At 74.9% G+C, this 26,155-nt stretch carries 17 protein-coding genes, 1 tRNA gene and 1 other RNA gene; 4 read left to right on the top strand and 15 right to left on the bottom strand.

Features of this window, described 5'->3' with window-relative positions:
• Window positions 1-57: 57 nt before the first annotated feature.
• From rnpB to ACQPY4_RS13205, 4 genes are all read right to left on the bottom strand, one after another.
• An RNA gene (gene rnpB, locus ACQPY4_RS13220) (RNase P RNA component class A) lies at window positions 58-446 on the bottom strand.
• 11 nt (window positions 447-457) lie between these two features.
• The gene (locus ACQPY4_RS13215; RefSeq protein WP_433335959.1) at window positions 458-1,555 is read right to left on the bottom strand and encodes a bifunctional RNase H/acid phosphatase; all 1,098 of its coding nucleotides are present in this window, start codon (window positions 1,553-1,555) and stop codon (window positions 458-460) included.
• Entirely contained in the window at window positions 1,552-2,295 is a 744-nt protein-coding gene (locus ACQPY4_RS13210) for a zinc ribbon domain-containing protein (protein WP_433335957.1), read from the bottom strand. The genes ACQPY4_RS13215 and ACQPY4_RS13210 overlap by 4 nt, the downstream gene beginning before the upstream one ends.
• Window positions 2,292-3,104: a Nif3-like dinuclear metal center hexameric protein gene (locus ACQPY4_RS13205; RefSeq protein WP_433335955.1), complete on the bottom strand. Its 813-nt coding sequence runs from the start codon at window positions 3,102-3,104 to the stop codon at window positions 2,292-2,294. Before ACQPY4_RS13205 ends, ACQPY4_RS13210 begins: the two co-directional genes overlap by 4 nt.
• 268 nt (window positions 3,105-3,372) lie before the next feature.
• Here ACQPY4_RS13205 and ACQPY4_RS13200 point away from each other — a divergent pair, with 268 nt between their 5' ends.
• Complete coding sequence (locus ACQPY4_RS13200; protein WP_433335953.1) at window positions 3,373-3,723, top strand: DUF6191 domain-containing protein; 351 nt, start codon at window positions 3,373-3,375, stop codon at window positions 3,721-3,723.
• A gap of 48 nt (window positions 3,724-3,771) precedes the next feature.
• Window positions 3,772-4,170: a hypothetical protein gene (locus ACQPY4_RS13195; protein WP_433335951.1), complete on the top strand. Its 399-nt coding sequence runs from the start codon at window positions 3,772-3,774 to the stop codon at window positions 4,168-4,170.
• Between the two features lie 7 nt (window positions 4,171-4,177).
• On the opposite strand, the gene ACQPY4_RS13190 is transcribed toward ACQPY4_RS13195, so the two are convergent.
• The 8 genes from ACQPY4_RS13190 to ACQPY4_RS13155 all read right to left on the bottom strand — a co-directional run bounded on the left by ACQPY4_RS13190 (window position 4,178) and on the right by ACQPY4_RS13155 (window position 21,667).
• Window positions 4,178-5,086 (bottom strand): hypothetical protein, encoded by a 909-nt coding sequence (locus ACQPY4_RS13190; protein WP_433335949.1) that lies wholly within the window; start codon window positions 5,084-5,086, stop codon window positions 4,178-4,180.
• The gene (locus ACQPY4_RS13185; protein ID WP_433335947.1) at window positions 5,083-6,990 is read right to left on the bottom strand and encodes a methyltransferase domain-containing protein; all 1,908 of its coding nucleotides are present in this window, start codon (window positions 6,988-6,990) and stop codon (window positions 5,083-5,085) included. The genes ACQPY4_RS13190 and ACQPY4_RS13185 overlap by 4 nt, the downstream gene beginning before the upstream one ends.
• A complete protein-coding gene (locus ACQPY4_RS13180) occupies window positions 6,987-8,231 on the bottom strand; it encodes a glycosyltransferase (RefSeq protein WP_433335945.1) in 1,245 nt (414 codons plus the stop codon). Before ACQPY4_RS13180 ends, ACQPY4_RS13185 begins: the two co-directional genes overlap by 4 nt.
• Window positions 8,228-9,052, bottom strand: a complete 825-nt coding sequence (locus tag ACQPY4_RS13175) for an alpha/beta fold hydrolase (protein WP_433335943.1) — start codon at window positions 9,050-9,052, stop codon at window positions 8,228-8,230. Before ACQPY4_RS13175 ends, ACQPY4_RS13180 begins: the two co-directional genes overlap by 4 nt.
• Window positions 9,053-9,073: 21 nt before the next feature.
• The gene (locus ACQPY4_RS13170; protein WP_433335941.1) at window positions 9,074-9,367 is read right to left on the bottom strand and encodes an acyl carrier protein; all 294 of its coding nucleotides are present in this window, start codon (window positions 9,365-9,367) and stop codon (window positions 9,074-9,076) included.
• Complete coding sequence (locus tag ACQPY4_RS13165) at window positions 9,364-13,722, bottom strand: type I polyketide synthase (RefSeq protein ID WP_433335939.1); 4,359 nt, start codon at window positions 13,720-13,722, stop codon at window positions 9,364-9,366. The genes ACQPY4_RS13170 and ACQPY4_RS13165 overlap by 4 nt, the downstream gene beginning before the upstream one ends.
• A complete protein-coding gene (locus ACQPY4_RS13160) occupies window positions 13,719-20,534 on the bottom strand; it encodes an SDR family NAD(P)-dependent oxidoreductase (RefSeq protein WP_433335937.1) in 6,816 nt (2,271 codons plus the stop codon). Before ACQPY4_RS13160 ends, ACQPY4_RS13165 begins: the two co-directional genes overlap by 4 nt.
• A 161-nt stretch (window positions 20,535-20,695) precedes the next feature.
• Window positions 20,696-21,667, bottom strand: coding sequence for an alpha/beta fold hydrolase (locus tag ACQPY4_RS13155; RefSeq protein WP_433335935.1), 972 nt, complete (start codon window positions 21,665-21,667; stop codon window positions 20,696-20,698).
• A 284-nt stretch (window positions 21,668-21,951) separates the two neighbouring features.
• Here ACQPY4_RS13155 and ACQPY4_RS13150 point away from each other — a divergent pair, with 284 nt between their 5' ends.
• Together ACQPY4_RS13150 and ACQPY4_RS13145 are read left to right on the top strand one after the other, a co-directional pair.
• Window positions 21,952-23,595 carry a RelA/SpoT family protein gene (locus ACQPY4_RS13150; RefSeq protein WP_433335933.1) on the top strand — a complete coding sequence of 548 codons (1,644 nt, stop codon included), beginning with the start codon at window positions 21,952-21,954 and terminating at the stop codon, window positions 23,593-23,595.
• Between the two features lie 22 nt (window positions 23,596-23,617).
• Window positions 23,618-24,070 (top strand): universal stress protein, encoded by a 453-nt coding sequence (locus tag ACQPY4_RS13145; RefSeq protein WP_433335931.1) that lies wholly within the window; start codon window positions 23,618-23,620, stop codon window positions 24,068-24,070.
• On the opposite strand, the gene ACQPY4_RS13140 is transcribed toward ACQPY4_RS13145, so the two are convergent.
• From ACQPY4_RS13140 to ACQPY4_RS13130, 3 genes are all read right to left on the bottom strand, one after another.
• Window positions 24,054-24,623, bottom strand: a complete 570-nt coding sequence (locus ACQPY4_RS13140) for a DUF6069 family protein (protein ID WP_433335929.1) — start codon at window positions 24,621-24,623, stop codon at window positions 24,054-24,056. The two genes, ACQPY4_RS13145 and ACQPY4_RS13140, sit on opposite strands and share 17 nt — an antisense overlap.
• A gap of 155 nt (window positions 24,624-24,778) precedes the next feature.
• The gene (gene glnII / locus ACQPY4_RS13135) at window positions 24,779-25,798 is read right to left on the bottom strand and encodes a glutamine synthetase (RefSeq protein WP_433335927.1); all 1,020 of its coding nucleotides are present in this window, start codon (window positions 25,796-25,798) and stop codon (window positions 24,779-24,781) included.
• 233 nt (window positions 25,799-26,031) lie between these two features.
• A tRNA-Val gene (locus ACQPY4_RS13130) sits at window positions 26,032-26,103 on the bottom strand.
• Window positions 26,104-26,155: the final 52 nt, after the last annotated feature.

Below are 26,155 nucleotides of genomic sequence, written 5' to 3'. Positions count from 1 at the left end.
ACCTGACACACGTTGATCGGAGAGAGGCGGAGCCGACACCGCCGCTGGAGAGGAGGGCGGACGAGTCGGCCTGTAGGCCGGGTTTTGTGCTCGCCTTGCGGCGAGTGGCGGCCATCCATCTCGGGCCGCCGTTGCCGGCGGCCTCCAGCGGTCTACCCGCAGGCTTGGGCGAGCAGCCCTCGGGCGCCTGCGCGGACGGCCTGTCGGCCGTCCTTCTTGACCTTGCTCCAGGTGGGGTTTACCTAGCCGCCCACGTCACCGTGGGCGCTGGTGAGCTCTTACCTCACCGTTTCACCCTTACCACCGGCGGACCGGTGGCGGTCTGCTTTCTGTGGCACTGTCCCGCGGGTCACCCCGGGTCGGCGTTACCGACCACCCTGCTCTGTGGAGCCCGGACCTTCCTCGGCGGGGCCCGTGAGCCCCGACGCGGCCGCCCGGCCGGCTCGTCCGCCGTGGGTCAAGGATATCGGGTCGGGAGGTGGTGGGTGTCGTTGAACGAGCGCAGGGACGCCGGGCCGTCGTCGTACCAGTCGACGCGGGACAGGGACGCCACGTCCAGCTGCATCCGGTAGAGCGCGGACAGGGGCGCGCCGAGCGCGTCGGTCACCAGGAGCTTGATCGGGGTGACGTGGGAGACCACCAGGACGGTGCGGTGCCGGTAGCGGACCTTGAGCTTGTCCAGGGCGGTGCGGACGCGGCGGGCGGTCGCGGTGAAGCTCTCGCCGCCGGGCGGGGCCGCGGCGGGGTCGGCCAGCCACGCCTTCATCTCGGCGGGCCAGCGTTCACCGGCTTCCTTGAAGGTCAGGCCCTCCCACTCGCCGAAGGCGGTCTCGCGGAAGCCCTCCTCGGCGCGGATCTCGGCGCCGGTGGCGTCGGCGACCGCGGCGGCGGTGTCGCGGCAGCGGCTCAGGGGCGAGGTGACGATCGCGTCCAGGCCGCGGTCCTTGAGGGCCTCGGCGGCGGCGCGGGCCTGCGCGGCGCCGGTCTCGGTGAGGGGGAAGTCGCCGGTTCCGGCGAAGCGCTTGTCGATCGAGAGCGGGGTCTCGCCGTGGCGCAGGAGGAGCGTGGTGGTGGGACGCAGGGTCGCGGCCGACCAGACGGGCGCGGCCGGCTTCTCCTCGGCGCGGACCCAGTGTTCGCCGCGCGCGGCGGCGTCCATGGCCTCGTTGGCCAGGCGGTCGGCGTGGGCGTTGCTCTTGCGCGGGATCCAGGTGTAGGTGACCTGGCCGAGGGCCTCGGCGGCCTCGCGGGCTTCGAGGGCGAGGGGGATCATGTCCGGGTGTTTGATCTTCCAGCGGCCCGACATCTGCTCGACGACGAGCTTGGAGTCCATCCGGGCCTCGACCCGCGCCGCCGGGTCGATCGCGGCGGCGGCGCGCAGGCCCGCGATCAGGCCCCGGTACTCGGCGACGTTGTTGGTGGCGTGGCCGATCGACTCGGCCGCCTCCGCCAGCACCTCGCCGGTCAGCGCGTCCCGCACCAGGGCCCCGTATCCGGCGGGCCCGGGGTTGCCCCGGGAACCGCCGTCGGCCTCGACCGTCAGCTTGCGGCTCACAGGCCCGATTCGGGGGTGCGGACCAGGACGCGGCGGCATTCCTCGCAGCGGATGACCTCGTCCTCGGCGGCGGCGCGGATGCGGTTGACATCGACGGTGTTGAGCGCCAGGTGGCAGCCCTGGCAGGCGCCCCGGTAGAGCTTGGCGGCGCCGACGCCGCCGAACTGGCCGCGCAGCTTCTCGTAGAGGGCCAGCAGGTCGTCCGGGACGTCCTTGGCGACGGCGGTGCGGGCGGCGCTGGTGGTGCCGCTCTCCTCGTCGATCTCGCGGTGGGCGGCGTCGCGGCGGGCGACGACGGCGCCGAGCTCCTCCTGGGCGGTGGCCTGCTCCGAGCGCAGGCTCGCGACGCGGCCGTCGGCCTCCTCGCGGCGCTCCATGATCTCCAGGACGACCTCCTCCAGATCGGACTGGCGGCGGCTCAGCGACTCGATCTCGGCCTGGAGGCCGCTGAGGTCCTTGGCGGAGGTGACCTGGCCGGAGTCGAGGCGCTTCTGGTCCCGCTCGGCCCGCGCGCGCACCTGGTCGACGTCCTGCTCGGCCTTCTTCTGCTCCCGGTCCAGATCGCCGACCTCGGTCTCGGCGCCGACGATGGCGTCGCGCAGCTCGCTGACCCGGGCCTCGAGCCGTTCGATCTCGGCGAGCTCGGGCAGGGTGCGGCGCCGGTGGGCCAGCCGGTCGAGCGAGGAGTCGAGCTCCTGGAGGTCGATCAGGCGTTGCTGGGCGTGGGGTGCGGCTTTCACTTTGCTCCTTCGTCGTGCAGGCGCCACGCGTCGGTGACGTGCGTGGAGACCCGGGTCTCAAGGGTGGCGGCGGCGCCGGTCAGGCGTCGTTCCGCGTCGGCCAGCCAGGGCCATTCGGTCGCCCAGTGCGCGGCGTCGACCAGCGCCGGGCCGCCGTGCTCGGCGAACTCCGACGCGGGGTGATGGCGCAGGTCGGCGGTGAGGTAGACGTCGACGCCCGCGGCGCGCGCGGTGTCGAGCAGCGAGTCGCCCGCCCCGCCGCAGACCGCGACCGTCCGGACGGGACGGCCGGGATCGCCCGAGGCCCGGACGCCCCAGGCCGTGGCGGGGAGCCCGGCGGCCGCCCGGGCCGTGAAGTCGCGCAGGGTCAGGGGCTCGGCCAGCTCCCCGATGCGGCCCAGGCCCCGAGCGGGGTCGTCGGCGTGCGGGACCATCGGACGCAGCGCGCCGGTCAGCCCGACCGCGCGGGCGAGCGCGTCGGAGACGCCCGGGTCGGCGACGTCGGCGTTGGTGTGGGCGGTGTAGAGCGCGACCCCCGCGGAGATCAGCCGGTGGATCGTGCGGCCCTTGGGCGTCGTGGCGGCCACGCTGGTCACGGGGCGCAGCAGCAGCGGGTGGTGGGTGACGATCAGGTCGGCGCCCCACTCCAGCGCCTCGTCCACGACGGCGGTGACGGGGTCGACGGCGAACAGCACCCGGCGGATCTCGGCGGCGGGGTCGCCGCAGACCAGGCCGACGGCGTCCCACGACTCGGCCCAGGACGGCGGATAGAACTCTTCCAGGGCCGCGGTGACATGGGATAGACGCACGTCCCGCAGGCTACCGGCTCGGGCGGCCTGCGCGGAGCCACTGGTACGGCGCGACACCGGCTATTGTGTGGCCCTCCGGCGGCTGCGCCGGGCACGTCCACCGAGAGATCGTACTCGCCGTGAGAGAAGCACTGGAGGCACTGTCGCCTCCGCCGGACGCCGGCCGGCCGAACGCGTGCCGCCAGGCGGGATCAACGGGTGCGCCCGCGGCGTTGAAGAGTGTGTCGGTCTCCCGGCCCCGCGGGACGCAGGTAAAGGATTCGATCACGTGAAGTCACCCTTCCGCCGTCGCAAGCGCGTCAAGGGGCGCGCGATGGGACACCAGTCCAAGCCCGCCGAGCACGAACCGGTGGAGTGGCCCCAAGAGGGCACGGGCAAGACGTCCCTGATGGGCGCGATCCGGGGCGACGGCGAGACCGGCGCCGGTTTCGGCGGCGGGATGTTCGAAGACCTCGCCTCGGCGTTCGAGGGGTCCAAGAAGATCAAGATGGAGGAGCAGGAGGCCGCCAAGGTGCGCCGCCAGGACGACCACCAGGTGGCGGGCGACTCCGGCCGCGACGACCTGGCCTCCGGCAAGATCCGCATCCGCCGGGCCTCGTCCGACCAGGACGGCCAGTAGTCCGTTTTAGGTCGAATATGTGTTCGAACGTCGGGGTATCGTGAGCGTGTGAGCACGTACACGCCGCCCGGCTGGCCCAAACAGGTCCATCCGCCGGACACCGAGCGCTTCGAGGACACGGCCCTGGCCTGGCTCCTGGAACTCGTGCCTCCCGAGTACCGCCGCTACGGTGTGCTTCGCCGCTACCCGATCGCCCTGGCCAGAATGGCCAGGCACCACGTGAACGCCTCCGTGGAGGCCGCCCGCGAGGGCTTCCGCACCGCCCGCGTCGAGCTCGGCGACACCGTCCCCCCGCACGGCGTGGAGGCCGTGCTCGACACCTACCGCCGCGAGGGCGGACGCCTGGTCGTCCTCCTCCAGGCCATCGACCTGGTCGAGACCGCCCTGCGCGGCCAAGAAAGCCCTGACGACCCCGACTACCGCCGCCCCTTCACTCCACGTCTGTAGATCGTCGCTAGACGTACTGGCCCTCGGGGACGGCGGTGAGGAAGCGGGGTGGGCGTTTGGTCAGGCGTTTCAGGCGGGCGGTCACCTCGGCTCGGATTCGGGGGACGGCGGTCATCGGGGTCAGGGCTATCGCGCAACGGCCGACGATCAGGCCGCCGTGGGCTCCGGCGGCGCGGGCGACGTCGAGGGCGACGTCCAGGGTCGGCTCGCCTCGGACGTGACCCTCGGTGAGGAGGGCGCCCAGGTCGGCCGTCCGGCCCTTGCTCAGCGCGGAGGCGGCGCGGGCTGCCAGGTCGCCGCCCGGTTCGGGTGGCGGGGCGGCGACGGCGCCGACGTCCATGATCAGCAGGCGGAGGCCCAGGGACGCCAGGTCGCACGGGACGTGCCGGACGTCGCGCCCGTACACCAGCAGCGCCTCGGCCTCGCGGGCGTGCCGGACGGTCAGCCGCGACGGGTCGTCGTCCAGTGCCTCGCCCACCCCGTGCCCGTACAGGTCGCGGACGCCGTGCGTCACCGCCACGAAGGTCTCGGCGCCGTCCAGCAGGCCCATCTCGGCGGGCAGGTCGCGGTTGACGACCATCCGCGCGCCGGGGCGGGGCGTGCCGAGCAGCGCCTCGACCGGCACCCGCGCCCAGGGCGGGGGCGGGACGACCGGCGCCCCCGGACCGGTGACGAACCGCTGGGTGTGGTGGTTCATCGAGTACAGGTCGGCCGACCCGTCGCCGGTGGGCCCGAGCGCGACCGTCGCGCCCCAGCGCAGCGCGACGGTGAGCGACGGGCCGTCCGGCGAGGTGAGCAGCACCAGCGCGCCGGGGGCCCGGCGGACGACGGACGGCGCCCCGCCGAAGACCAGCTCGTAGACGTTCTCGGTCAGCCTGATCTCCGGTGGCGCGGCCAGGTCGGGGACGCGGGTCACGGCTCGTCCTTCCTGGCCAGGATCCGGTAGGCGTTGCTCGTCCCGGGGATCAGCGGCACCAGCAGTTTGTCGGCCAGGGCGGCCACGACCAGCGCGGGCGCCGCCAGGGTGAGGACGGCCGCACGTCGCAGCCAGGCGCCCGGGCCGGGCGGACGTTCGGCCCAGGGCCGTTTGGGCGAGGGTCCGAACACCTGGGTCGCGATGAGCACCGCGAACACGGTGTCGTAGCGCTGATGGGCCTCCCGCCGCTCGCGGGCGACGACGCGCAGCCCGCGCGAGGCGAGATCGCGTTCGAGGTTCCCGATCGGGATCAGGTTCAGGTGCTCCGGCTGGAGCCACGGCACCCAGAGGCGGCCGAAGAAGCGGCCGAGGCGGCTCTCGGGGTCGGGCACCTCGATCAGCAGGTGCCCGCCGGGCCCGAGCACCCGGGCGGCCGCGTCCAGCTCGGCGCGGGGGTCGACGGTGTGCTCCAGGTAGTGGTGCATGCTGACGACGTCGTACTTCCCCGCGAGTTCGGCCGCCTTCTCGATGAACACGCCCTGGTAGGCGTGCCTGAGCCAACCGCGCCGCTCGCCCTCCTGGACGCCCGCGCCCATGTCCAGCCCGTCGAACGCGGTGTCCGGCAGGACGGCCTGCGCGGTGCGGCAGAAGTGTCCGTGGCCCGTCCCGACGTCCAGCCAGGTGCGCGGGGACAGGCGGGACGCCACCATGTTCACGCGCGCGCGGTAGAAGCCGTCCTGCATTGAGAAGCCGCGCTCGCTCGCCTCGGCGCCCAGGCCGTCGTAGACGTCGCGGTAGTAGAAGGCCAGCCCCTCGTCGGTCAGGCGCGGGTTCTGGAAGACGTGGCCGCAGTCCCCGCAGCGTTCCAGCACGAAACGGCCCGGCTTGGCCTGGATCATGTCGCGGCTGCGGACGTGCCTGGAGATGCCCGGCGACCCGCACCACGGGCAGTCCTCGCGCCGTATCCCCTGGAAACGCTTGGTGCCTTTGGCCAGTTCGGCCTCGTAGTGCGCGCGCGCCTCGTCCTCGCGCCGCGCCCAGCGCCGCTCCCAGGCCGACGGCGGGTCGGCCAGGGCCCGCCACCAGCTCCACGGGACGTGGACGAGCCGCAGCAGCGAGGCCCGGTGCAGATCGCGGGGCGACAGCGGCGTCCCGGCGAAGACCACATACGGGACGGCGCAGTAAGCGGCCACCGTCACCAGCCCCCAGCCGAGGTTCGTGGCCAAGGTGAGCAGGACCAGCGCGTACACCAGCATGGAGACCGCCAGCGTGGGCAGCAGCGGGATCCCGAGCCCTCGCAGCCACGCGCGCCTCCCCCGGAACGCCGAGGCGCTCGGCGTGGTGTGGCACGGGACGATCGCCAGGTCGGCGGCGTACCCCTCGGGTTCCGCGAGGGGGACAGCGCCCGGCGCGCCCTGCAAGGCCGGAACCCTCCGGCGTGCCCCGGCGTACTGCCGCAGCCGCACGGTGACGGCGGCGAACTCGCCGAGGTCCATGGCGCCGGACGGGACTCCCGCGCGCTCCAGCAGCTCGTGGTCGGCGAACGTGGCGAACCCGGCGCCGCGTCCCAGGGCGACCGGGTCGTCCCGGTACTTCTTCGGGTCGAAACCGCGGGCCAGGTCGAGCGCCCGCTCCACCGGCAGGTCCATCGGGACCAGGTCGAGGACCTGGAGCCCCCGGTCGCGCGCGTGGGCCACGGCCGCCCGGCGGATCTGCGTCGAGAGCACCGCGCCCTCAGCCGTGACCAGGCCGTAGGGCGTCCCGTCCCCGGGGTCGGCGTCCCAGCGCAGCGGCTCGCCGGTCCGCTCCCCTACCTCGACCCGGCCGAGCCCGCCGAGCCGCAGGCGCAGCCGCACCGCGTCGGCCACCAGGCAGGCCCCGACCAGCAGCGGAAACTCGATCACGTCAGCTTCTCCAGCCGCTCGGCCGCCCGCGCCGCCCCTCCGGCGGCGGTGAAGGAGTCGCGGACCCGTCCCGCCGCCTCCCGATAGCGCTCCTCCGTCAGGACGGACGTCAGCGCGCCCCGCAGTTCCTCGGTCCGGACGCGGCCGAACCGCACCACGGCCCCGGCGCCGGCCCGTTCCACCTGGCGGGCGATCACCGGCTGGTCGTCGCGGATCGGCGCCACCACCAGCGGGACGCCGTGCGCGAGCGCCTCGCAGACGGTGTTGTGCCCGCCGTGCGACACCACCGCCGCCATCCGCTCCATGAGCCGCTGCTGCGGGACGCTCTCGCGGACCAGCACGTTCGGCGGCGGGGCCGCGAGCGTGCCGGACGGCGCGACGAAGACGGCCCGCACGTCCAGGTCGGCGACGGCCTCGGCCGCGACCCGGAAGAACCGCTCCCCGGCGGGCCCGTTGAGGGTCCCGAGGGAGACCAGCACGTTGGGGCTGCCCGAGTCGAGCCACTCCCACGGGAAGTCGCCACCGGGCGGACGACCCAGCGCCGGGCCCACGAACGCGATGTGGTCGGGGAAGACCGAGGTGTCACCGACCAGCGCCCCGGAGGAGAAGACCAGCACCAGGTGGTCGGAGAAGCGCAGGTCGAGCAGATCCTCGATGCCGTGGTCGAGCTGGAAGTCGCCGATCTGCTCGCGCACCCACTCCTCGACCAGCGGCAGGTCCGCCAGCGGCCGGGTGAACTCGGCCGAGGTGGTCGCCGAGGTCGCCCAGGGCAGCCCGCGCAGCCGGGCCGCCACCGGGGCGGCCAGCACCTGCTGGTCGCTGACCACCACGTCGGGATGGAACCGGTCGAGCGCGTTCTGGACGCCCGGCATCATCGCGTGCCCGAGCGGGACGATGAACTCCTCCCACAGGAACCGCAGGGCGGCCGGGCCGCGCAGCGCCAGCCACTCGCGGTGCGCCGCCTCCAGCCGCGCGGCGAACTCCTCGTCCTCCGCACTGAAGATCGTCGAGCCGTGCCGCAGCCGCTTCTCCAATACGGCGCGGTGCCCGACCCAGGCGACCTTGTGACCGCGCCGGGTCAGCTCGGCCGCGACCGCGACGGTCGGGTTGATGTGACCGGCCAGCGGCGGCACCGCGAACAGGAAACGGCGGCCCTCGCGCGGCCCGTCCTCCCGGGGCGCGGCCTCGGGCGGCGTCCCGAACAGGGAGGGGACACTGACTCGTCCTCGTCGCGCGCTCACAGGGAACCTCCTACGGGGACCTTGGTGCCCGCGTGGTGGGACAGCCAGGGCAGCATGACGTCGAGCAGTTCCGCCGTGCCCTCGCGCAGCACGGTGTGCGCGTGGCCGGACATGACGTGCAGGGTGCAATCGGGGACGCTGTGCAGCAGCATCCGCCCGGCCGAGATCACGTCCGAGCGCTCCCCGTATACGGCCAGCACCGGGCAGGTCAGCGTGGCCAGGGCGGCGGGCCCGACCGGTTCGGCGGCGGCCAGGTCGTCGATCAGGCCGGTGCCGTTGATCAGCGCGTCGGCGGTCCTGGCCTGGCGGCCACGCTGCCGCCACCCGATCGCCAGCAGCTGGTCGGCCAGGCGCTCGTACTCCAGCACCAGCGCCGACTTGCCGACGGTGTTGAGCAGACCCTCGCTCCATTCGCCGGGCCGCTCGGACGGGCCGTACGACTCGATCAGCACCAGCCCGGCGACCCGCGCGGGCCGTGCCAGCGCCGCGTTCAGCGCGATGACGCCGCCGTAGCTGTTGGCGACCAGGTGCACCGGCGCGGTCTCGCCCAGCGCGTCCAGGACCGCGAACAGGTCGGCGACCGAGTCGGCCGTGCCGTACCCGGACGGCGTCCGCTCGGACAGGCCGTGGCCGCGCAGGTCGTACAGCACGGCTCGGGCTCCCGCGGCCGCCACCGGCCCGGCGAGCGTGTAGTAGAAGCTGGACAGGTTGTCCAGGACCAGCCCGTGGACGAACACCACCACGGGCGGGTCGGGGACGTCCCCGTGCGGTTCCATCGTCTGCACGTGGAAGCGGGTCCCGCGTGCGGTCACCTCAGGCATGCGCGTCCTCCGCCGCCCGCGTCAGCGGGCGCCGGCCGGGACCGGCCGCGCCTCGATGTGCGCGACCAGGTCGCCGACGGTCATCGTCATGATCTGGTCGAGGTCCATGCCGGCGATGAACCCGGCGATGTCGACGCCGTCGCCGTAGTGCGCGCGCAGCCGCTCGGCCAGCGCCACGAACTCGATGCTCTCCAGTGCGAGGTCGTCGTTGAAGGTGGTCTCCGGCCCCACCTCGACGTCCAGCAGGAAGTCCTCGCCGACCACGTCGACGATCATCCCGACGACCTCCGCGAGGATCTCGCCTTGGCGTGTCATGCTCCGCTCTCCCCCATGCGCTCGCTGTCGTGCGCCGCGACCGTCCAGGTCACGACGTGTCCCTCCGTCGTCTGGGACTCCACCCGCGTGACCGTCCCCCCGGACGTCACCACCAGGCGGTCGGGACCGTCCTCGGTCACCTCGAAGTCCCGGGGGCGCCCCCGAAGGCCGGTCCCGGCGGCCTTGGCCGCGGCCTCCTTGGCGGTCCACAGGCGCGTGAGCGCCGTGGCCCGGTCCCCCGGGAGGCGTTCCAGTAGTTCCTTCTCACGGTCGGTGAACGCCACGTCCTCCAAGACGGCGTCTCGGCCCGCGATCGCCTCGATGTCGATGCCCGCCCCGGTCTCGCCGGGCGCGCCCGCCGGGCGGACGAGCGCGACCGCCAGCTCGCCGGTGTGCGCGATCGACAGCGACAGCACGGTCGCGAACGGCCCCGTCACCTCCGGACGGCCCGAGGCGCCGTTGCGCACGGCGACCTCGGCCGGGAAGACCTCGCCGTGCCCCCGGTCCCACAGCCAGTTCCGGACGGCGTCCTTGGCGGCGATCCGTCCCAGCAGCCAGGGCCCCCGGGCCTTGGGGCCGAGCGCGCGGTACTCCTCGCGCTCGGCGGCGCCCAGGTACTGGCGCATCAGCAGGTCGCGCGAGGCGCTTCCGTCCCAGCGGCGCCTGGCCAGGATCCAGCCGCCGGGCCGCGGCTCGCCGATCCCGTGGTGCTGCGGCGCGAACTTCATCCGCCACACGGACTCGTCGGTGTAGAAGCGGTGGGTCGTCCAGCCGTCCACGCGGCCCCAGACCGAGCCGTCGGCGCGCGCCAGCTCGACGTCGCACCTGATGGTGGTGGCGGAGACCTCCCGGTTCCGGACGGTGAGGTCGAGGCGTTCACCGGGCGGAGGCAGCGGGCCGAACCAGGAGACGCGCTCGATGCCGGTGGGGAACACGGTCTGGTCCTTCTCGCCGTGCACCTGGATCCAGTGGCCGCACAGCTGGCCCGCGCTGTCCATGAGCGCCCCGGGTGTCGGCAGCGAGGCCAGCTCGGCGCGGGCGCCGTCCTCGGCGAGCGCGGTGATCTCCGTGACGCCCTGGAAGAGGGGGCCGTGGAACATCCACCGCTCGGAGTAGAACCGGTCGGCGGTCACCACGGCCGGGCCCTCGTCCTGGAGCGGCGCGCGGTCGCGCGGCGGCGGGGCCGGGTAGCGCTCGGCCAGCAGGACGGTGCCGTCGGTGTGGCCCTCGATGGCGACGCGGACCCGGCGGGGCTCGTCCCGTCGGGGACGGTCGAGCGCGCGCGCGTTGATGTCGGCGGTCGTGGGCGGCGCGGCCACCACCCAGCGCATCGCCCGGACGTCCTCGAAGCCCACGACCACCAGGTCGGGGAACAGCTCCCGCGCGGCCTCGGCCATGACCTCGAGCAGCGTGGTCAGCGGGACGACCGGGAACCGGTCCGACATCTCGGGCCAGTCGGCACGCTGCGGGATCACGCAGTGGTCGGCGAGGTAGGGCATGGAGTCCAGCGAGAAGGTCCGGGACGTGGTCAGCTCGGTCACCGGCGGCTCGGCGCGCCCGGCCGGGCGGTGCGGCGGCCCGGACTCCAGCGCCGACAGGACGGTGTGCGCGCTCGCCGCCGCGTCGTTCATCAGGGCGTCCAGCTCCGCCATCACCGGGTCGGTGCGCGGCAGCGAGGGCCGCGCCCGGCCGACCGGCTCCAGCCGCACCGTCCCGCCGAGCCGGACCAGCGGCGACCCCAGGTCCAGCCGCATGCCTCCCGGCGACGGCGGCTCCTGCGGCGTCGCGCCGTATCCCTCAGCCCACAGCGCGGCCACGACGCGGCGCAGCTGCGCCATGCCGTCGCGCTTGGGGACGTTCACCGCCATCGCCAGATGGTCGCGGGTGCCGAGCCTGTCGCCGACGAACCCGGTCAGGCTGCCCGGTCCGACCTGCACGAACACCCGGACGCCGCCGGTGTCGTAGAGCTCCTCGACCAGTTCGCTGAACCGCACCGGCTCCAGCAGGTGCCGGGTGACCAGCGCGCGCACCGCGTCCGGCTCGGACGGGAACGGCGCGGCCGTCGTGGCCGACCAGAGCGGGACGCGCGGCGTCCGGATCGGCAGGGCCTCGAACGAGCGGTGCAGCGACTCCATGTAAACCTCGGCCATCGGGGTGTGGAAGCCGCTGCGGAACGGCAGCTCGCTGCCGAGCACGCCCTCCTCGGCCAGGCGCCGCAGGATCGCGCGCACCGCGTCCGGCGGCCCGCAGACCACCGACTGGTGCGGGCAGTTGTCATGGCTGACCACGACCTCGTGGCGCGACCCGATGGCCTCGTGGGCCCGGTCGGCGCCGCAGCCCAGCGCCGCGTAGACCACGTCGGGCGCCTGGACGCCGTCGCGGTCGAGCGCGGCGGTGAACGCGGCGACCTCGTCGACCCCGTACATCCCGGTGGCGATCATCGCGGTCCACTCGCCGAGGCTGTGGCCCGCCGCGAGGTCGGGCTCCACGCCGAGGCGGGCCAGCGCGTCCACCAGCAGCCGCCCGACCGCCACCACGTCGGACGCGTGTCCCAGCAGGTCGGCGCGGCCCGTCAGGACGGGACGACCGAGCCCGAACCGGTCGGCGACGTCGTCCACGCGGGGTTCGAACGCGGGCTCGAAGCCCGGGAACAGGAACGCCAGCCGCGCGCCCTCCGCCAGCAGCGGCCGGGTGGTGAACCACAGGTCGCTGCGCCCGCGCCAGGGCGTGCCGCGCGCCACGACGGCCCGTGCTAGGTCGAGCTTGCGCGGGGACGGCGCGACGATCGCGACCCGGCAGGGCAGATCGGGGGGCTCGGCGGTGCGGGCGAGCAGTTCGCGGTCGGGGGCGGCCAGCAGCGCGGCGAGTTCCTCCACCGTGGCGGCGGCGAGGCGGAGCACGGCCTCGTCGTCGGCGTGGCCGAGCACGGCGACCCGGCGCGGCTCGGCGTGGGCGGGCGGCTCCTCCAGGACGAGGTGGGCGTTGACGCCCCCGAAGCCGAACGCGTTGACCACGGCGCGCCGGGGCCCGCCGTCCGGGCGGTCCCAGGAGGCCGCCTCCCGGACGGGACGCAGCCGCGTGCCGTCCAGCGCGGGATGCGGCTCCTCGATGTGCAGGGTCGGGGGCAGGACGCCGTCGCGCAGCGCGCACGCCGCCTTGATCAGCCCGGCCATCCCGGCGGCGGGCATGGCGTGCCCGATCATGGACTTGACCGTGCCGAGCGCGAGCGGCGGACCACCGGTCCCGAACACGCGCCGGAGCGTGGCCAGCTCGGCCTCGTCCCCGGCCGGCGTCGCGGTGCCGTGCGCCTCGACCAGCCCGGCGGCGCCGGGCGCGGCGGGGTCGAGGCCCGCGTCGGCCCAGGCCCGCTCGACGGCGCGCACCTGCCCGTCGACCATCGGGCTCATGATGCCGCCCGCGCGGCCGTCGCTGGACGAGCCGACGCCGCGGATCACCGCGTGCACCCGGTCGCCCGCGTCCTCGGCGTCCCGCAGCCGCTTGAGCAGGACGATCCCGGTGCCCTCCGACAGCAGCGTCCCGTCGGCGCCCCGGTCGAACGGGCGGATGGTCTCGCTGCGGCTCAGCGCCCGGAGCTGGCTGAACACGCTCCAGAGCGTCACGTGGTGGGTGTGGTGGACGGCGCCGGCCAGCATGGCGTCGCACTCGCCCGAGCGCAGGGCCCGGACGGCGTGCTCGACGGCCAGCAGCGACGAGGCGCAGGCGGCGTCCAGCGTGTAGGCCGGGCCGCCCAGGTCGAACCGGTTGGCGATGCGCGCGGCCGCGAAGCTGGGCACCAGGCCCGCCGAGGCGTCCGGCCCGTCCGGGCCGAGCCGCGCGCGGAACGCGCGGCGGACCTCGTCCAGCTTGGCCTCGGGCAGGCCGGGCACCAGCTCGGCCAGCACGCCGGTGAGCTGGTGGGCGGTGCGGACCCGCTGGTCGAAGCGGGCCACGCCCGGGGTGAGGTAGCCGCCCCGCCCGACCACGACCCCGATCCGCGACCGGTCGGGCAGCGCGTCCTCGCCGCCCGCGTCGGCGATCGCCTCGGCGGCGACGCGCAGCGCGAGCAGCTGGTCGGGTTCCATTCCGGCCACGGCGGCGGGCATGATCCCGAAGCGGCCCGGGTCGAAGGTCGCCAGATCGTCGACGAAACCGCCCCGGCGGCAGTAGAACCGGTCGCTCTGCGGGGCCTTCTCGTAGGCCTCGGGGTCGTAGAACACCGCCGGGTCCCAGCGGTCCGGGGGCACCTCCCCGATCGCGTCGACGCCCGCACGGATGTTCCGCCAGAACGCGCCCGCCGTCCCGGCCCCGGGGAACACCGCTCCCATGCCGACTATCGCGATGGGCTCCGCGCTCACGGGCGGGTCCCGGTGAACACGACCTGGGTCTCGTCGCCGTAGGCGATCTCGTCGAGCAAAGCCGCGACGGCGGCGTCCGGATCCAGCAGCGCGACGCCGCGGCGCTCGTACTCGCGGGCCAGCTCGGGCGAGACCATGCCGCCGCCCGCCCAGGGGCCCCAGTCGGCCACCAGGACTCGGCCGGAAAGGTCGCGGCGCCACAGGCGGGCGAGGGTGTCGCACGCCTCGTTGGCGGCGGCGTAGTCGGCCTGGCCCCGGTTGCCGTAGACGCCCGAGACGCTGCCGAAGACCACGAAGAAGCCGAGGTCGGGACGGACGGCGGCGGCCAGCGCCCGGGCGCCGTCCACCTTGGTGCGGTAGACCCGCTCGAACGAGCCCGGCTCCTTGTCGTGGACCAGGCGGTCCTCGACCCGTCCCGCGCCGTGCACCACGCCGTCGAGACGGCCGTGGCGGGCGTAGACGTCCTGGACCACGGCCTCGACGGCACCCGGGTCGAGGACGTCGGCCGGGTGGTAGCGGACAGAGGCGGCGGTGCCGCGCAGCGCGTCGAGGGTGGCGCGGACCTCGCGTCCGGCCAGGACGCGCCGGACCTCCGCCTCGATCTCGGCGGGCCCGCGCCCGCCGCGCTCGGCGAGCGTCCGGCGCAGCTCGGCGGCGCCCGCCGCGGGCGCCGGGTCGTCCCCCGGGTCGGTGCGGCCGATCAGCTCGATGTGGCAGCCGGTGGTGCGGGCCAGTTCCCGCGCGGCCCGGGCGGTGATGCCCCGCGCGCCGCCGGTGAGCAGCACGACCCCGTCGGCGCCGAAGTCGAGCCGCGAGCCCGCGCCGTTGCGGGTGGCGGCCTCGGCCGGGACGACCGTCAGGGTCCGGCGGGCCTCGCCCTCGTGGCCGACCTCGACGGGCGCGTTCGCGTCCAGGAGCTCGGCCAGCAGTTTCGGGGCGACCGCGCGGGGTCCCTGCTTGGTGTCGAGGTCGACCGCGCGGACCTGCACCTCGGGGTACTCCTGAGCGAGCGTGCGGGCCAGGCCGCACAGGCCCGCGCCGGAGACCGGGTCGCCGGAGTCGAGCCGGTGCCCGAACGTCCCGCCGGACGCGCCCGCCAGCACCAGCCACCGGAGGCCCCCGAGCAGGGCCTGCCTGATCCCGGCGTAGGCGCCCGGGAGCACCGGGCCCGCGCCGGGACGCAGCGCGCCCAGGTGGACGAGCCCGTCGCAGGGACTGTCGACCTCCAGCGGCGTCCTGACCTGGGCGCCCTCCCGTTCGAGCAGGTCGGCCAGTTCGAGCGCGATGCCCCGGCCGTCGTCGACGATCACGAAGCGCTTGCCCGCGAAGCGTCCGCCGCCCGGCTCGGGCGCGGGCGCCGGGGGCAGGTCGGCCAGGCGGACCACGAGCCGCGTCGGCGCGACCCCCGCGACGGTCTCCTGCGCGGGAGCCTCGGCGGGCGCCGGGACGGCCGAGCGGAACACTCCGTCGGGGTCGCGCTCGGCACCGCCCAGGTGCTCGCCGACCCAGGCCACGATGCCGCCGATCGTCTTGATCCGGGCGAGCCGCTCGACCACGGCCTCGTCCGGGCGAGTCCCTGGTCCGGCCAGCCCCAGCCGTCCGGCCAGCTCCCCGATGATCTCGGTGCGCTTGATGGAGTCGATCGACAGGTCGGCCTCCAGGTCGAGGTCGTCGCCCAGCATCGGCTCGGGGTAGCCCGTCCGGCCCGCGATCACGTCGAGCACGGCCGCGCGGACCTCGGCGGGTCCCGGTGGTGCGGCGGGTTCCGGCGCGACGATCTCGGCCGGGACCGCCTGCCGCGGCACCGACACCCGGGGCGGCTCCGCCACCGGAGGCGGGGCGGACGTGCCGAGGTAGGCCAGGACGACGTCGCGCTGGGCGGCCAGCAGCTCGCGGCTGGTGCGCAGGTACTCCAGAACCGCCGCCTCGCGCTCTGCGTTGCCGATGTCTCCTCCTGTGGGCGAGGCGACCCGCTCGGCGGGACGCAGGGCGTTGGCCGGGTGGCCTCCGTCGGCCGTGCGGACGAGATGCCCGTTGACGACCCAGCCGGGTTCGGGACGGGCGGGCCGCGTCACCTCGCGGGCGTCGCGCCCCGCCAGCAGCGGCAGCGGGTCGACCGCGACGCCCGCCGCCGCGAGCTCGGCCAGGGCCAGCAGAAGGCGCTCCAGGCCGTCCTCCCCGGGGACGTCGCAGGCCACGGCGGTGTGCGGGCGCTCGCCGAGGATCTCCCCGACCAGCCCGGTCAGCACCCGCCCGGGGCCCGCCTCCACGAACACGCGGGCACCGGCGGCGTACATGGCCTCGATCTGCTCGACGAACCTGACCGGCGCGCCGACCTGGCCGGCCAGCGTGCCGCCGAGCTCGGCCGGTTCGGTGTCGTAGGGCCCCGCGGTGGTGTTGGACCAGACGGGGAAGGCGGGCGAGCGCAGGTCGCGCCCGGCCAGCTCGGACCGGAGCGCGGCCGACGCGCCCGCGACCAGCGGGCTGTGGAACGCGCAGGCGACCGGCAGGGACGTGGCCCTGAGGCCGCGCGCCTCCAGCACGGCCAGCGCCCGGCCGAGCCCGGCGGACGACCCGGAGATCACCACCTGGCGCGGCGCGTTGTGGTTGGCGATCACGACCTCGGAGATCCCGGCCAGCGCCGACCGCACCTCGTCCAGGGACGCGGTGACGGCCGCCATCGCGCCGGGGTCGTCCCCGCTCGCGCGCGCGGCGGTGAGGATGGCCCCGGCCCGCGCGGCGCTCAGCGCCAGCAGGTCGTCCTCGCCGAAGACACCGGCCGCGCACAGCGCCACCAGCTCGCCGTAGCTGTGCCCGGCGGCCAGGTCGGGCCGCACGCCCAGCTCGGTGAGCAGCCGGTGGACGGCCAGACCGGCGATGCCGAGCGCGGGCTGGGCGACGCGGGTGTCGGTGAGCGCCGCGCGCTGCCGTGCGGCGCTCTCGGCGTCGAACGCGGTGGGCGGGAACATCGCGTCGGCGTAGCGTCCGCCGGCCAGCCTCAGGAGCCGCTGCAACCGGGGGAAGGCCACGAACAGGTCGGCCAGCATGCAGGTCCGCTGACTTCCCTGCCCCGGGTACAGGAACGCGACCTGGCCCGTCTCCGCCTTCCCCTGCGGGGCGACGAAGACCCCGGGGACGGCGCGGAACTCGCGGGCGGCGGCGAGCTTGGCGGCCAGGTCGTCCAGGTCGCGGGCCACCAGCGCCACGCGCACCGGGCCCTGGCCCGACGCGAAGGTCCTGGCCAGGTCGCGCAGGCGGGGACGCCCGGCGGCGAGCAGCGCCGCGAGCCGGTCGATCTCGGCACGGGCGGCCGCGCGGCCCGCGCCCCGGATGAGGAACAACTCGGCGGGCCACTCGGCCAGCCCGGACACCGGCTCGGGCACCCCGTCGTACCCGGTGAGCACGGCGTGGAAGTTGGTGCCGCCGAACCCGAAACCGCTGATCCCCGCGACGCGCTCCCCCGGCGCGGCGGCCCAGGGACGCGCGGCCCGGCCGAACGCGAACGGGCTCGTGGCGGCGTCCCAGGCCCGGTTGGGCCGGTCCAGGTGCAGCGTGCCCGGCAGGACGCCGGTGTGCAGCGCGTACGCGGTCTTGATCAGCCCGGCCAGGCCCGAGGCGCACTTGGTGTGCCCGATCTGGGACTTCACCGATCCAAGCGTGATGCTCGCCGGGCGCGCTCCGGCGGCGGTGAAGGTCTCGGTGAGCACGGCCAGCTCGGTGCGGTCGCCGACCTCGGTCCCGGTGCCGTGCGCCTCGACCAGCCCGACCTCGGCCGGGGACACGCCCGCCCGCTCGTAGGCGCGTTCGAGCGCGAGCCGCTGGCCCTCAGCGCGCGGCGCGGTCAGCCCGAGCGAGCGGCCGTCGCTGGACCCCGCGACGGCCTTGACCACGGCGTAGATCCGGTCGCCGTCCCGCTCGGCGTCGGCGAGCCGCTTGAGCGCCACGCACGCCACGCCCTCGCCGATCGCGATGCCGTCGGCGTCCGCGTCGAAGGTGGCGCACCGCCCGTGCGGCGACAGCGCGCCCACCGAGGAGAACAGCAGGTAGTCGTGGATGCCGTTGTGCAGGTCGGCGCCGCCGCACAGCACCAGGTCGCTGCTTCGCGACGCCAGGTCCTTGCAGGCCGCGTCGAGCGCGGCCAGCGACGCCGCGCACGCCGCGTCCACGGTGTAGTTGGCGCCGCCCAGGTCGAGCCGGTCGGCGACCCGTCCGGCGATCACGTTGGTGAGCACCCCGGGGAAGGAGTCTTCGGTGAGCCTGGGGAGTTGCTCGTCCAGGCCCGGCGGCACCTGGCCGTAGTACTGGGGCAGGATGGCCCGCGCGCTGTAGGCGGCGCCCAGGTCGGTGCCCGACTCGGCGCCGAAGAACACCGACGTGCGGGAGCGGTCGAAGGGCCGGTCGTCGTATCCGGCGTCCTTCAGGGCCCGTCCGGCGACCTCCAGCGCGAGAAGCTGGGTCGGCTCGATGCTGCCCAGGGAGTTGGGCGGGATGCCGTAGGCCAGGGTGTCGAAGGGGACGTCGGGCAGGAACCCGCCCCACTTGGACGGGGTCTTGTCCCCCGTACGCCGCGCGGCCGGGTCGTAGTAGAGCTCCGGGTCCCAGCGTTCGGCGGGGACCTCGGTGACGGCGTCGATGCCGCGCACGACGTTGGCCCAGAACCCGTCGGCGTCGCGTGCCCCGGGGAAGACGCAGCCGATCCCGACGATGGCCACGTCCACGGGGGCGGCTGTGTCCTTCCCGGAGCGCTCCTGCTCCCGGGTCAGGCCCAGCTCGGCCGCGCGGGCGGCCAGGAACCGCGTGGCGCCCGCGCTGACCTGCTCGTGCAGGTCGGCGATGCGCGTGGGCGCCGACCGCAGCGCCGCGACCTGGCCGATCATGTAGAGGCCCTCGGCGCGCTGCTCGCGGTCGTCGAGCGGCCGCAGACCCTCGTCGCCCGCGTCCTGCCGGGTCAGGCCCTTGCTGGCGATGCGCAGGCGGCCCAGGTTCAGCTCCTCCAGCCGCTGCCACGCCTCCTCGCGGGGCGTCCCGGACTCCTCCAGCTCGCGCCGGGCGTCCTCGAACGTCTGTACATACGGGGTCCGCGCACACCGGGTGGAATGGCCCGGGGACGTCTCCAGCAGCGCGGTTTCGTCGCACTCGACGGCGGCGCGCTGGAACCCGGGGAGGATCGCCTCGGCCGCGACGGCCTCGCAGGTGAACAGGTAGGCCGTGCCCATCAGGACGCGGACGTCGGCGCCCCGCTCGGCCAGCGGGCCCGCCAGTGCGGCGACCATCGCGGCGGACCGCTCGTCGTGAATCCCGCCCGCGAAGAACACCGACAGTTCCTCGGCCGGGTTCCGCTCGGCGAACTCCGTGAGCAGCGCGACCTGCGCGTCCCAGAGAGGGAAGGACGCCCTCGGGCCGACATGGCCGCCGCACTCGCGTCCCTCGAACACGAACCTGCGGGCTCCGTCGGCCAGGAACTGTTCGAGCAGCCCCGGCGACGGCACGTGCAGGTAGGTCGCGATTCCGGCGTCCTCCAGCGGCCGCGCCTGCGACGGGCGGCCGCCCGCGATCAGCGCGTACGGCGGCCTGACCTCCCGCAGCACCGCCAGCTGCTCCGCGCGCAGCTCGGGCGGGGCGAAGCCCAGCACGCCCACGCCCCACGGGCGCTCGCCCAGCCGGTCGGCGGTCTCGGTCAGCAGCGCCCGCATGGCCTCGCCGCGCATCAGGGCCGGGGCGAGGAACGGCAGGCCGCCCTCCTGGGCGACCGCCGCCGCGAAGGCCGCGCGGTCGCTGACCCGCGTCATCGGGCCCTGCACCACCGGGTGGTCGCGGACCACCGGAGCGCCCGGCCGATCGACGGGCGCCAGCGGCTCGGCCCGGACGGCGGCGCGCAGGTGCGCGCCGATCGCGTCGCGGACCGCCTGGACGACGCCGCCCGCCGTCTTGTGCCGCTCGGCCAGGGCGCGGGCGGCCGGGCCGTCCTGCCCGACCGGCAGCGGCCTGGAGCGCAGCCCGGTGGCGCCGAGCCGCCGGTTGACCCCGGCGAGGTCGAGGCCGTCCAGGTCGGGTTCGGGCAGGTCGGGACGCGTGTAGACGCGGTGGCCCCGCACGACGCGGGTCTCGCTGCCGTCCATGGCGGCCAGCGCGGCGGTCACGTCGGCGGGCAGGTCCATCTCCCGCACGAGCGAGAGCTGGACGTCGAGCACCACGCCCCGGGCGCCGCCCGCGACCGCCGCGGCGGCGGTGTGCGGCCCGATACCGCCCGCCGCCCACACCGGGACGTCCACCCGGGGGTCGGCGAGCATGCGCTGGAGGAGCACGAACGTGGTCAGCTCGCCGACCCGCCCGCCCGACTCGCAGCCGCGCGCGATGAAGCCGTGCGGCAGGCCGCCGCACAGGCGCGACGCGGCCGCCGCCTCTTCGGGGTCGACGACCTCGACCAGCAACCGGCGTCCCCGCGCGTAGGCGGGCGCGTCGACCGGACCATCCCCGAGCATCGCGGCGGCGTCGACCACGACCGTCCCGGCGGCGTCCGGAAGCTCTTCGGGCCCGACGCCGCATCCGGCCGGGATCCGCACGCCGAGCGAGCCCTGCCCGGTTGGGCCTCCCCGCATCCAGCGGCCGACGTCGGCCAGCGCGGCCAGGCCGCACGCGCGGTCGGTGCCGAGGTCGAGCACCCCGAGCCCGCCCGCGCGGACCACCGCGAGCGCGAGATGGGGCGCGGGACGGCCGAACGGCCCGATCCCGATCACCTCTACGGCCAGAGGATCGGGCGCCGCGCGCGTCTCCTCCCGCCCTCCGGGAACCTGGGCCCTACCCGTCGCCATCTACTGCCCTTCGACGTCCGCCGCTCACAACGCTGCGCCACACTACGTATGGCGACGCCTTGATTACTCAGGCGACACACCCAAAGGCGCGGTGATACCGGGTGTCCAGAGCTTCCCTGGGGGTTCCCTTGACGCAACGAAAACCCCGGGCGGCCGGATGATCAGAGGGAGACGGCGGCCTCGCGGCGCGAGGGCCTGATGCCGTGCGTCCGGGTGCCCTCGTCGAGCCAGCGGTCCAGGTGCGCCCAGGTCGTCGCGCGGGCCGTCCGGCCGGTGAGCACGCCGAGATGACCGCCCGGCACGGCCTCGAACCGCACCTCGGGCGCGTTCTCCAGCAGCCGGGTCAGCGGCTCGACGGCGGTCACGGGCGCGAGCCCGTCGCCGCGTCCGGCGATGGCCAGGACCGGCACCCTGACCCGGTCGAGCGCGTCCGAGAGGGCCTCGCGCGGCAGCCGCGCGTAAAAGTGCCGGAGCGCGTGGCCCGGATTGGCCGGCATCAGGTCGTTGAAATGATCCAGAGCCTCAGCCTGCGCGAGAAATTCGCGGTCGTCGAGATTGGCCAGCATTGTGCCGGGGCGGAGCAGGTACTTGTCGATACCGACGAGCTCGGACGCGCGCCGCGCCATCGGTCGCGCCACTTTCCCGAATACCGCCTCGCGCTGCGGCGGGGCGATCGCCGCCACCGAGGCGACGGGCAGCGCCGGGTCGTCGGCCGCCGCCAGCAGCGAGCCGATCCCGCCCAGGCACCAGCCGACCAGTTGCACGGGCTGACCGCCGGTGTCGCGGCTGACCGCCCGCACCGCCTCCGGCAGCACGTCACCGACCCACGGGCCGGGTTCGGCGTGCCCGGGCGTCTCGTGATCGAGCAGGTAGGACAGGCGTCCGGCGTTCACCACGTGCTCGGCCAGGCTGCACCCCCGGCGCAGATCGAAGCAGCGCGCCGGTGCCGCCGGCGAGGGCACCAGCAGCACCGGCGGGCCCGCGGGGACCACCCCCCGCAGCGACCGGTACCGGTGGACCGAGCTCCCGATGGCCTCGGCGGGCGTCGGACGCAGGTCGGCGACGTGCCCGTCGAGCAGTTTGCTCGCGACGTTCGAGGCGGCGGCGCGCAGGCTCCGGGGAGAGGGGATCATTTTCCCATTGTCCATCTCCATTCGACGGCCGCCCGATGATGCTTTTCGGCACCGACCGGCCGAGCTCCCATAATGCCGTTATACACCGGAGTCCCTGAGACGGATATCACACGCCCATGAAGGTCGTGTTAATTCGCCCGGACGGCGCCCCGCACACCCCCGGCGTCCGGTCCCGGTCACCGCCGGATACGGCCCCCGCTCGCGGGCCTCCGGAGACATCGCGCATAATGCCAATTACAGCCCGTAGCGGTCGTGCTACAGGTCAGGCGCCAGGCAGGTGCGGGATGAACGAGGCGTGTTCGGCGGTCGCGCCCCTCCTCGCCGCGCACCGGTCCGCCTACCCGGCCCTCGACCTGAGCGCCCTCCTGCGGGGGTACGCGGTGGCCGAACGGCTCCACCGGGGGCAGCTCCGCAAGTCCGGCGCCCCCTACATCACCCATCCGCTCGCCGTGGCCACGATCCTGGCCGAGATGGGGCTGGACACCACCACGCTGGTCGCCGCGCTGCTGCACGACACCGTGGAGGACACCCCGTACACCCTCGGCGAGGTCCGCGCCGACTTCGGCGCGGAGGTGGCCGTCCTGGTGGACGGGGTCACCAAGCTCGACGGCGAGCGCTGGGGCGAGCGCGCCGAGGCCGAGACCCTGCGCAAGATCGTCCTGGCGGCGGCCGCCGATCTGCGGGTGCTGGTGATCAAGCTGGCCGACCGGCTGCACAACCTGCGCACGCTGCGGTTCCAGCCCGAGCACAAACGGGCCCGCTACGCCCAGGCGTCGCAGGAACTGCTCGTGCCGTTCGCCGAGCGGCTGGGCCTGCGCGTCCTCAAGCGCGAGATGGACGACCTGTGCTTCGCCGCACGGGCTCCGGCGGCGCACGCCGCCACCGCGCGGGCCGTCCGGGCGGCGCTGCGGGACGCCGACGCGGCCTTCGGCCCGCCGCTGCGCCGCCTGCGCGACGCCCTGGTCGAGCACGGCGTGACCGGACGCGTCCAGGTGCGTCCCCGCCACCTGCACGCCGTCCACCGCGAGCTCGGCGGCGACCTCACGGGCCTGCGGCCCAACCACGTGGCGCGGCTCCTGCTGCTGGTCGACGGCGCCGAGCAGGACTGCTACATCGCACTAGGGGCCGTCCACGCGGCGCTGCACCCGATTCCCGGCCGGGTCAAGGACTACATCGCCCTGCCCAAATACAACATGTACCGGTCGCTGCACACCCGCGTGATCAGCCCGGACGGCGACCTCCTCGACGTGATCATCCGGAGCCGGGGGATGCACCCGATGGCCGAGGAGGGCATCGTCGCCCACATCCGCGACGCGTCCGGCGGCGCGGCCGCCGCCGTCACCGGACGGCGCGACCTGGCCTGGCTGAGCCGGTTGCTGGCCTGGCAGTCCGACGCGCCGTCCGCCGAGTTCCTCGACAGCCTCCGCGCCGACCTGGCCTCGGGCACCGTGGCCGCCCTCACCCCGGCGGGCGAGATCGTCACCCTGCCCGCCGGGGCCACCGCGCTCGACTTCGCCTACGCGCTGTCGCCGGCGACCGGCGACCGGAGCGTCGGCGCCGTGGTCAACGGGCGGCTCGCGCCGCTGTCGGCCGTGCTGCGCGGCGGCAACGTCGTGGAAATCCTCACCGACCCCGCCGCGACCCCGTCGGAGGACTGGCTGCGGTTCACCGTCACCGCCCAGGCCCGCGTCCGCATCCGGCGGCGGCTGGCGCACCGCCGCGCCGAGGAGGCCGCCGCGGCCGGACGGCGCCGCCTGGCCCGCGCCCTGGCCCACTGCCGGGTGGACCTGCTGGCCGCCGAGGCGCGCGGCGAGTCCCTGGCCGTCGCGCGGGCCCTCGGGCACCCCGGGGTCGACGACCTGTACGCGGCCCTGTCGGCCGGGTCGGTGAGCCTCCACGATCTCGTGGCCCGCCTCACCCGCGCGTGACCCGGCGCCCTAATCTGGACGCATGACGTCCGACGGCGTGTTCGAGCTGGGAACCGACGGCCCGCGGGTGATCGTCGTCGGGGTGGACGGCACCGAGACCTCGCTGCACGCCGCCGCCTACGCGTGGGGCCTGGCCCGGCGCAGCGGCGCGCGGCTGCTGGTGGTGCACGTGGCCTCGGTCGCGTCCATCACCACCATGGCGCCCGGCGGCGCCGCCGTGATGCGCGAGGCCGACCAGCAGGTCGTGGACGAGCTGCGCGCGCAGCTCGCACAGGTGGGCGAGCGCGACGGGGTCGCCTACGAGCTGATCACCGAGCAGGGCGACGCCGTCGCGGCCCTGTCGCGGGTGGCCGACGAGCACCGGGCCGACGCCGTCGTGGTCGGCGCGTCCGCGCAGGCGGGCCACAAGCTGATCGGCTCGGTGGCGGTCAGGCTGGTCCGGGCGGGCCGGTGGCCCGTCACAGTCGTCCCGTAGGGGCGGCGACGCGGGCCAGGGGCAGCACGATCGCCGCCCCGCCCGCCAGATGCACCGCCGCGGTGACCAGCGCGGGCCCGGCGGGCACCGCGAGCGTCAGCGGCAGCAGCGTGGCCACGGCCAGGGCGGCCATCGCGATGGAGACGAAGGCGCGCACCGGTCTCTCGGCCACCGCGGTCAGCACGTGCAGCAGCGCGGTCGCCTGCACCGTGGCCGCGCCGGAGCACACCGCGTAGGTGAAGACGGCGTCGCCCGTCCCGGCGCTGGACGGCAGGATCACCGGCACCCCGGGACCGGCCACCGCCCGTCCGATCAGGATCCCCGCCACCGCCACGCTCACGGCCAGGGCCGCGGTGCCCATCCCGCGCAGCCAGATCCGCCGCGTGGTCACCTCGGGGCTCGCCGACAGCGACTCGTGCAGCTCGACGAATTCGCGGTAGCGCGCCATCGGCGCGGGCTGCCGGACGCGCGCGGAGCTGCACCGGAAGGACCGCTGCCAGGGACGCACGTCCCCGCGCCTCCCGTAGAAAGGCTCGAACGGCGTCTCGGGCATGTCCCCTCCCCCCGGTCCGGACGTTCACTGTGCTACCCGGCCCGGTTCGGGGGGACTCCCCCTGATTCAACAGTTTGTCGCGATTTTGCGCCCCCGGACATGACGAAGGGACCCTGGTAGCGCCCCGCTCCAGGGTCCCCTCGTGCCCGTGGGGCCTAGACCTGTCCGGCCTTCTCCAGCGCCGCGCAGCACGTGCCGACCAGCAGCCGGGTCACGTTGTACGGGTCGCAGTTGGCGTTGGGACGGCGGTCCTCGATGTAACCCTGCTTGTCGACCTCGACCTGCCACGGGATGCGCACCGAGGCGCCGCGGTCGGAGACGCCGTAGGTGTAGACGTCGAACGGGGCGGTCTCGTGCTCGCCGGTCAGCCGGTCGGCGATGCCGTGGCCGTAGCCCTCGATGTGCTCGGCGACCTTGCCCTCGCCGCCCAGCGCCTCGCAGGCGGTGATGATCGCGTCGTAGCCCTCGCGCATGGCCTTGGTCGAGAAGTTGGTGTGCGCGCCCGCGCCGTTCCAGTCGCCCTTGGCGGGCTTGGGGTCGAGGGTCGCCGCGACGTTGAAGTCCTCGGCGATGCGGTACAGCAGCCACCGGGCGATCCACAGGTGGTCGGCCACCTCGACCGGGCCGGCCGGGCCGATCTGGAACTCCCACTGGCCGGGCATGACCTCGGCGTTGATGCCCGAGACCGCCAGGCCCGCCTCGATGCAGGCGTCCATGTGCTTCTCGACGATCTCGCGGCCGAACACCTCGTCCGCGCCGACGCCGCAGTAGTACGGGCCCTGCGGGGCGGGGAAGCCGGTCTCGGGGAAGCCCAGCGGACGTCCGGCCTGGAAGAAGGTGTACTCCTGCTCGATGCCGAACCACGAGTCCTGCACGGCGAACCGCTCGGCGACCGGCAGCAGCCTGGCCCGGTTGTTGGTCGGGTGCGGGGTGCCGTCCACGAGGTAGACCTCGCACAGCACCAGCTTGTGGTCGCCGCCGCGCACCGGGTCGGGACAGGAGAACACCGGCTTGAGCACGCAGTCCGAGTTGTCACCCGGCGCCTGGTTGGTGCTGGAGCCGTCGAAGCCCCAGTCCGGCAGCGCGGCGCCGTCCGGAAGGACCTTGGTCTTGGACCGCAGCCGCGCCGTGGGCTCGGTGCCGTCGATCCAGATGTACTCGGCCTTGTAGCTCAACGTCGATCCCCTCGTCATTCCGGCCACGTGTTCGGCCCTGACGAGCGTGACAATTCGGCATTTCGGACCTGTTGCCCGTATGTGAACGCCATGTTAAACCGACCCTGACCTGCCCGAACAACACAAGAGAGACCGGTCACACGCCAAGCGGGGGCCCGGGGGTCGCCCCCCGGGTAAGCACAGCGGCCCACGGCGAGACGAGCGAAGCTCGTCGAGCACCGTGGGCCGGCTCGTGGGCGCGGACGGTTTCGAACCGCCGACCGCTCGGTTGTAAGCCGAGAGCTCTACCCCTGAGCTACGCGCCCGCGGCCAGGACAGAGGCCCTGGCGCCCGAGAAGCGTACCCGTTCCGCCCCCT

The sequence above is a fragment of the Spirillospora sp. CA-294931 genome (genome assembly GCF_050946795.1).
GTDB lineage: Bacteria > Actinomycetota > Actinomycetes > Streptosporangiales > Streptosporangiaceae > Spirillospora.
Note: the sequence above shows the minus strand (reverse complement) of the source record. Positions and strands in the feature narration are given on the sequence as shown.

Bases quoted from the DNA above. Each gene is read 5' to 3' on its own strand.
- ACQPY4_RS13140 (WP_433335929.1), bottom strand. From the start codon at position 24,623: ATGCCCGAGACGCCGTTCGAGCCTTTCTACGGGAGGCGCGGGGACGTG.
- ACQPY4_RS13150 (WP_433335933.1), top strand. From the start codon at position 21,952: ATGAACGAGGCGTGTTCGGCGGTCGCGCCCCTCCTCGCCGCGCACCGG.
- ACQPY4_RS13145 (WP_433335931.1), top strand. From the start codon at position 23,618: ATGACGTCCGACGGCGTGTTCGAGCTGGGAACCGACGGCCCGCGGGTG.
- ACQPY4_RS13175 (WP_433335943.1), bottom strand. From the start codon at position 9,052: ATGCCTGAGGTGACCGCACGCGGGACCCGCTTCCACGTGCAGACGATG.
- ACQPY4_RS13170 (WP_433335941.1), bottom strand. From the start codon at position 9,367: ATGACACGCCAAGGCGAGATCCTCGCGGAGGTCGTCGGGATGATCGTC.
- ACQPY4_RS13160 (WP_433335937.1), bottom strand. From the start codon at position 20,534: ATGGCGACGGGTAGGGCCCAGGTTCCCGGAGGGCGGGAGGAGACGCGC.
- ACQPY4_RS13155 (WP_433335935.1), bottom strand. From the start codon at position 21,667: ATGATCCCCTCTCCCCGGAGCCTGCGCGCCGCCGCCTCGAACGTCGCG.